The organism is Nitrospirota bacterium (assembly GCA_040756155.1).
Lineage (GTDB): Bacteria > Nitrospirota > Thermodesulfovibrionia > JACRGW01 > JBFLZU01 > JBFLZU01.
Map to the genome: position 1 here is coordinate 4161 of JBFLZU010000004.1, position 4948 is coordinate 9108.

General features: G+C 40.1%; 4 protein-coding genes and 1 tRNA gene. All 5 read left to right on the plus strand.

Annotation, left to right across the window (positions count from 1 at the left end):
• On the plus strand, positions 1 to 1803 hold a 1803-nt coding region (gene dnaG, locus AB1488_00520; protein MEW6408589.1), incomplete at its 5' end, for a DNA primase.
• On the plus strand, positions 1793 to 3577 hold the full coding sequence (gene rpoD / locus AB1488_00525) for an RNA polymerase sigma factor RpoD (GenBank protein MEW6408590.1): 1785 nt from the start codon (positions 1793 to 1795) through the stop codon (positions 3575 to 3577). The genes dnaG and rpoD, both read left to right, overlap by 11 nt.
• A 53-nt stretch (positions 3578 to 3630) precedes the next feature.
• Positions 3631 to 3706 (plus strand) — tRNA-Ile (locus tag AB1488_00530).
• A gap of 28 nt (positions 3707 to 3734) precedes the next feature.
• Complete coding sequence (locus AB1488_00535) at positions 3735 to 4493, plus strand: C4-type zinc ribbon domain-containing protein (GenBank protein ID MEW6408591.1); 759 nt, start codon at positions 3735 to 3737, stop codon at positions 4491 to 4493.
• Between the two features lie 19 nt (positions 4494 to 4512).
• Entirely contained in the window at positions 4513 to 4938 is a 426-nt protein-coding gene (locus tag AB1488_00540; protein ID MEW6408592.1) for a ribonuclease HI family protein, read from the plus strand.
• Positions 4939 to 4948 lie beyond the last annotated feature (10 nt).

The following is a 4948-nucleotide window of genomic DNA, read 5'->3' on the forward strand; positions in this document are numbered from 1 at the left end:
GAGGAAAGAGTGCAAACTTATGTGTCAGATGAGATCATTGAAAGAATCCGACAGGGCGTTGACATTGTTGATGTAATCTCTGAGTATGTCGTGCTCAAAAAAACAGGACAGAATTATAAAGGCTTCTGTCCTTTCCACCAGGAGAAGACCCCATCCTTCATCGTAAGCCCTCCCAAACAGATATACCATTGCTTTGGCTGTGGTGTGGGAGGTGATGTATTTAATTTTCTCGTCAGGCATGAAAGAATATCATTTCCTGAGGCAATAAGGGCACTTGCCAGCAGGGCAGGTATAGCCATACCCCAAAGAAAAAAACCTGCAAATTTCGAAAGAGATGTTCTGTTAAAGGCAAATAAGGATGCAGCAGAGCATTATCATCGCATCTTACTTGAAAGCAGTGCAGGAACTGATGCAAAGGATTACCTTGACAAAAGAGGTATAACCAGAGAAACAGTAAAAAGATTTTTTCTTGGATACTCTACGAACTCATGGGATGAGTTACTGGTTTACCTTTCCCGGAAAGGTTTTTCACCGCAGATTCTCGAAAAAGCAGGGCTTGTTGTCCAGAGGAGTGACGCATCAGGTTACTATGATAGATTCAGGGGGAGGATAATCTTTCCTATATTTAATCTACAGGGGGAGGTCATTGCTTTTGGTGGGAGGGTTATCAGAGATGCTGACGATTCTTCAATACCAAAATACCTCAATTCACCTGAGACAGCCCTATACAACAAAGGAGAAAGTCTTTATGCACTTTATCAGGCAAAGGAGAATATAAGAAAACTCGATTTTGCTATACTCGTTGAAGGTTATATGGATGCGTTGATGTCACATCAGCATGGAGTAAATAATACAGTTGCCACACTGGGGACTGCCCTTACAACAGGACACTTAAGGGAGATAAGACGATATACAAAAAATATCGCTGCAGTCTTTGATGCAGATACAGCAGGAATAAAAGCTGCCCTAAGGGGGTTCGATCTTTTTATTGAATCAGGGATGAAGGTTAAGGTAATATCTCTAACAGACGGAGATGATCCTGATAGTTTTCTCAAGAAAAGGGGCCAGAGGGAATTTCTTCAAGTCATCAAAAAATCTCCAAATTATATAGATTTTACGATGAAGCAGTCTATCCGTTCAGGCATCTTTTCTTTTGAGGAAAAACTTCAGATGGCAGAAGAGGCGATAGAACTTATAGCAAAGATACCTGATAGCATAGAGAGAGGCAGTTATGTAAAGAGACTTTCAGAAGAACTACAGATAGAAGAGATATTTATTAGAGAAAGACTGGCATTGATATGCAAAAAGAAAGACAGGGTAAGGAAGCAAGGGGTACTTCCTGGCGAGAACAAAAAGAGAGTTACAGCAGAAGAATCACTGATACAGATACTAATAACCTATCCAGAGATAGCCAAAAAATTGGTTGGAAAATTCGATCCAGAAGACTTTACAGATCCACTACTTGGTGCTATCGCACACTGTATACTGCTCAGCATGCAAAGTGGTGAGGAATTCGATGTGAACAAGATAATTACAACATTGAAGGATGAAAATGCAATAGCTCTGATTGCGAGATATTCTCTGATGGATGTCGAATACGATGATATAGAGAAGGCAGCAAATGACTGTCTCGACCGTATTAAAGAGGATAGATTGAGAAAGCATCTAACTAAGTTACAGCAGATAATCAAAGAGAGGGGGACTTCAGAAATGACAGATGAGCTAAATGTCCTTCTTCGCAAAAAACAAGAACTTTTGAAAGGAAAGGGGAATCCCAAAAATCCAATGATTTTTGGAGATTGAGCAGACTATGATAAACGACGAAAACCTTTCAGATCTGATTACTCTCGGTAGAAAGAAAGGACATATTACCTTTGATGAACTGAACGAGAAACTTCCTTCTGATGATATAACCTCAGACCATATAGAAGGTATTATGGCTATGTTTGAAGATGCAGATGTAGAGGTTGTCGAAGAAATACCATCAGAGGATATTATCGAAGAAATAGATTTTCATGGAAAAGAGATAGAAGGGTTAGAGGAAATCGAGGAGGAGGAATTCCTGCCAGGGGTTATCAGCAGGATAGACGACCCTGTGAGGATGTATCTTAAGGCTATGGGGACTGTTCCACTTCTTTCCAGGGAAGGGGAAGTCGAGATTGCAAAGAGAATAGAAAAAGGCAAGAAGGAGATCGCCAACGTTATTTCAAGTTTGCCAATAACTATACGGCAGATTGTATCACTTCGAGAGAAACTCACGCGAAACGAAATAGATATTAAAGATGTTATCATTGCCATAGAGGAGGATTTTGAAGGTATTGATAAACAGTACAGCGAGGAGATGAAAAAAGAGGTCATAGCCATCAGTGGTGAGATAAGAACCCTCTACAGGCAATTAATGGATGTGTTATATAGGACAAATAGCCGCCGGCTCTCCGAGAGTAAAAAGAAAAAATTAAATGGAGAGGCAAAGAGATTAAGGGACTCAATAGCAAAGAGGATAGAGGCTATCAATCTCAACCCACGGTATATAGATACTATCCTAAAAAAGCTGAAGGATACAATAGATGAGGTGGAAAAGGCGAAGAAGGTACTCGTAAGCTGTGAAAGAAAGCTTGGACTTGATTGTAAAGCTACAAATAACTTGTTTGAGAAGATAAGAGAAGGGAGACTCAATGCGAAGAAGATTGAGAGTAAAACTAGGATAAAGATGACTGAGGTCAGGGAACTATCGAGGAAATGGAAGGATGCGTTTAAAAAGATAGAGCGGGCTGAAAAGGACTTCTCACTACCACTAACAGAAATTAAAAAGGCATCAAGGATAATTGAGCACAGTGAGGAGAAAATCAAACGTGCGAAGAGTGACCTTGTAGAGGCTAACCTCCGGCTTGTCGTAAGCATTGCAAAGAAATATACAAATAGAGGGCTTCAATTCCTTGACCTGATACAGGAAGGAAATATCGGATTAATGAAGGCTGTAGATAAGTTCGAATATCAGAGAGGATATAAATTCAGCACCTATGCGACATGGTGGATAAGGCAGGCGATAACAAGGGCTATAGCCGATCAGGCAAGAACTATCCGTATCCCTGTTCATATGATAGAGACAATAAATAAACTTGTCAGGGCATCAAGAATCCTCGTTCAAGAACTCGGGAGAGAGCCTACCGCTGAAGAGATCGCTGAGAAGATGGCTCTTCCAGTTGAAAAGGTAAGAAAGATTTTAAAGATCGCAAAAGAACCCATATCCCTTGAGACACCTATCGGTGAAGAAGAGGACAGTCACTTAGGGGACTTTATTGAAGATAAAAAAGCGATTTCTCCACTTGAAATAGCTATAAAGACCAATCTGCAGAAACAGATAAGAGAGGTTCTTAAGACCCTGACACACAGGGAGGAAAAGGTGCTGAGAAGAAGATTCGGTATTGGAGAAGATACAGATCATACGCTTGAAGAGGTTGGTCAGGAATTCGATGTTACGAGAGAGCGGATAAGACAGATAGAGGCAAAGGCATTAAGAAAGCTGCGTCATCCGAGTCGGAACAAATGGTTAAAGACCTTTATCGGTACTCCTTGACAATTTATTTATTTTATGGAATAATTTTGAAAAATTTATAACTTCTGTTATGTGGGCCCATAGCTCAGTTGGTAGAGCTACCGGCTCATAACCGGTTGGTCCCAGGTTCGAGCCCTGGTGGGCCCACCAGTAGATTTTGCCAGAGGCAAAATCTGAGGTGAGAGTTAAAAGTGAAGAGTGGGAAGCAGAATTGAATGAACAGTTGAGATTATTAATAAACTTGCAGAATGTAGACAAAAAGATTCAGAGACTTGTAGAAGAGAAGAGGATAATTCCATTAAAGATTGCTGAGGTAGAAAAGAAACTTAAGAATGCCGAGCAGGCATTAGAGGATAAGAAAGCACAGTATAAAAAAAAGCAACAGGAAAAGAAAGAAAAAGAAATATTACTCGATGATGAACTACAAAGGCTTAAAAAACTTAAATCGAGAACATCTGAGATAAAAACTAATAAAGAATATCAAGCACATATGGTTGAAATAGAGACTACAGAGAAACTTATAGGAGAGGCAGAAGAAAAGCTATTAACAGTTATGGAACAACTCGAAGAGTGGACTTTAGAGATAAACTCAGCAGAAGAGAGGATTGTTGATGCCTTAAAGGAATTTCAGTGTAAGAAGGAGCAGTTAGAGGCTGATGATTCACAGATGGGAGAATTACTCAATGAGCTTAAGATGGAAAGACAGAAGGTTACAGAGGGTATTGAGAGGGAACTATACGAGACCTATAATACTCTATTACGGGTAAGGGGGGGGCTTGCGGTTGTCCCTGTAGAGGATGGTTCCTGTATGGGTTGTCGGCTTCAGATACCGCCACAGGTTTTCAACGATGTAAAAAAAAATCAGGATATAATAACCTGTTCTTACTGTCATAGATTTCTTTACTGGGGAGAGGGTCTACGACCCGTGGGGACTTAACCATAATTAATGAGGGTCTATGACTCGTAGAGAAGTTATCATTTATACCGATGGGGCATCGAGAGGCAATCCTGGAAGAGCAGGTGTTGGTGTTGTAATAAAGGATACAAAGGGTAATATCCTGAAAAGGCTATCGGAGTATGTTGGAGTTACTACAAACAATGTAGCAGAATACATGGCATTACTTACTGCCCTTAATTTTGTAAAACAGAGGGTAGATTCTGTCACTATATTTTCTGATTCAGAGCTTCTTGTGAAGCAGGTTAAGGGTGAATACAAAGTAAGGAATAAAAAACTAAAGGCTTTTTACAATAGTGCAACGGCGATGCTTGGATGGTTCAAAGAATTTAGAATTCATCATATATCCAGAGAGGAAAATAGAGAAGCAGATTCTTTAGCAAATAAAGCTATTAACGGTAATGCGGCTCGCACTAAAGCAGGTTAGATGGTCGCCC